At 71.5% G+C, this 2,123-nt stretch carries 2 protein-coding genes and 2 pseudogenes; 1 reads left to right on the forward strand and 3 read right to left on the reverse strand.

All coding sequences use genetic code 11. From position 1 onward, the window contains the following. Positions 1-148 precede the first annotated feature (148 nt). The 3 genes and pseudogenes from ACFWI9_RS32635 to ACFWI9_RS32645 form a co-directional block, all read right to left on the reverse strand. Entirely contained in the window at positions 149-799 is a 651-nt protein-coding gene (locus ACFWI9_RS32635) for a DUF305 domain-containing protein (RefSeq protein WP_387168433.1), read from the reverse strand. 138 nt (positions 800-937) lie between these two features. Continuing rightward, positions 938-1,366, reverse strand: a complete 429-nt coding sequence (locus tag ACFWI9_RS32640; protein ID WP_387168436.1) for a DUF6153 family protein — start codon at positions 1,364-1,366, stop codon at positions 938-940. Positions 1,367-1,408: 42 nt separating this feature from the next. After that, positions 1,409-1,633 (reverse strand): annotated as a pseudogene (locus ACFWI9_RS32645) (VapC toxin family PIN domain ribonuclease); the annotation flags it as partial. Positions 1,634-1,774: 141 nt separating this feature from the next. Here ACFWI9_RS32645 and ACFWI9_RS32650 point away from each other — a divergent pair. Continuing rightward, a pseudogene (locus ACFWI9_RS32650) lies at positions 1,775-2,123 on the forward strand (YncE family protein); the annotation flags it as partial.

A 2,123-nucleotide genomic window follows, 5' to 3' on the forward strand; every position in this document is an offset into this window, starting at 1 on the left:
CTGGACCAGCCCCCCCGGCTCCCGAGCGGCCCGCGCCTCACCACACCAAAACCCCCCCGGGGGCTATACCCGACCGATTACACGCACCCGCGGGCGGGGTCCCCGGCCACCCCGCCCGCGTCATGCGGCGGCTACGTCCCGGGCCTGGTCAGCGCTCGCCGAGCAGCTTCCTCATCCGGGTGATCTCGGCCGTCTGCGAGGTGACGATGCCCTCGGCCATCTCCTTGGCGGGCTCATAAGCGCCCTCGGCCTGCTCAGTCCCGGCCATCGCCACCGCGCCCTGGTGATGCTTGATCATCAGCTCCATGAAGGCGGTGTCGAACGCCGCACCCGAGGACTTCCCGAGCGCGTCCATCTCCTCGTCCGTCATCATTCCGTCGGCTCCGCCCCCGGATTGCCGGGAGTGGGCGGAGTGGTCCATGGCGCCGTCGGCGGGCACCTGCTCACCCCAGGCGGTAAGCCAGCCGGACAGCGTCTCGATCTCCGGGGCCTGAGCCTTCCTGATCTCCTCGGCGAGCTGCTTGACCTCGGCGGAACCGGCCCGGGAGGCGGCGAGCTCCGCCATCTCCACGGCCTGTCGATGGTGCGGAATCATGCCCTGGGCGAAGGCGACATCGGCGTCGCCATGCGAACCGGGGGCGGTGGACCGGGCGGTGGACACCGACGGCAGCGCCGGTGAGTGACCGGTGTGCCCGGCGGAGTCCTGGTCCGCCGACCCGCAGGCAGCGAGTACGAGGGCGGCGGTTCCGGCCGTCGCCACGGCGATGGCGCGGTGGATCGGGCTGCGGCGTGTGCTCATGGTGGTGCGACTCCTTGAGAGCCTCCAGAAGTCCTGGAGGCTGGGAAAGGCGGAAGACAGGAACGCGTGGGCGCACGCCACACCGGGCCGCTGAGCCCGGACCGGGCCAGGGCGGGGCAGGGTGACGCGCGGGGCGCTCTAGATCCGCAGGAGTTGCAGCTCGGCCAGGTCGGGCGGCGCCCGCCCGGTCGCCGTCGTACCGCCGCAGCGGCCGGCCGGCTCGGCCACCGGCATGGCGCCGTCACGGGCGGAGGTCAGGGCGGGCGGCGTGTACGGGGCGCTCGTAGCGCCTGCGGCACAGGTCGCGTCGGCATGATCCGTATGGCCGTTCGCGCCACCACCGACATCGTGCCCGCAGTGACCGCTGCCGCGATCGGTGCCGGTCCCGTGCCCGGCGTGCGCGCCGGTACCCGTGCCCGTACCCGTATGCGGGGTGTCGACGGCCGACGCCCCTGGCACCCCAGGCGCCAGACCGTGCATCGCCAGCAGCCCGGCCAGCACGGCCAGCACCAGCAGCAGCCCACGCCCCGCCGATCGGCGGCTCGACTGCGGCAGGCTGATGGTCACGGCGGCATCGTAACCGCGATCCCTATGACGGCCTGGGCCGCCTCAGGCGCGCACGTCCCGCTGCCGGACGTCCTTCAGCACCGCCGCGACAGCGGCGAAGTCGTTGTCCACATGAAGCACGGTGTGCCCATGGTGCGCCGCGGCAGCGCACACCAGCAGGTCGATCGCTCCCGCGGAGCGGTGCTGTCCGCGCTGAGTCAGCTTGTACTGCGCGGTGTCCACCCAACGCCACGCGTTCTTCGGCACCGGCGACAGCACACACAGCGCGCGACCCCGGGACGTGCCCGCGGGCCGGACCGATTCGGCTGCCCCCGCGTTGCCCAGACGTCGCTTGTGTGACGAAATGTCATTATTCGCGCCCAGAAGAGGCAACCAGGCTTCACGGAGGATTCAGTGACTATCCGCCAGATGTGTGAACGGACACGCGTCGGGCTGCTACGAGCGGCGGTGGCAGGCTTCGTCCTGGTGGCCGGTCTCGCGCTGCCCGTACTGGCTACCGGGCCCGCTCACGCCGTACCACCCGGCACCTACGCCTACGTCGCCAACAGCGAAAGCAACACGGTGTCGGTCATCGACACCGCCACCAACACCGTCTCGGCCACCATCGACGTCGGCTCCTTCCCCATCGGCGTCGCGGTGTCGCCGGACGGCACCCGCGCCTACGTCGTCAACGGCTTCAGCGACACGGTGTCGGTCATCGACACCGCCACCAACACGGTCGTCGCCACCGTCGCCGTCGGCGACGACCCTATCGAGG

The sequence above is a fragment of the Streptomyces sp. NPDC127084 genome, assembly GCF_042724175.1.
Taxonomy (GTDB): Bacteria; Actinomycetota; Actinomycetes; order Streptomycetales; family Streptomycetaceae; genus Streptomyces.

Coding starts and splice junctions, on each gene's coding strand:
- ACFWI9_RS32635 (WP_387168433.1), bottom strand. CDS start 799: ATGAGCACACGCCGCAGCCCGATCCACCGCGCCATCGCCGTGGCGACG.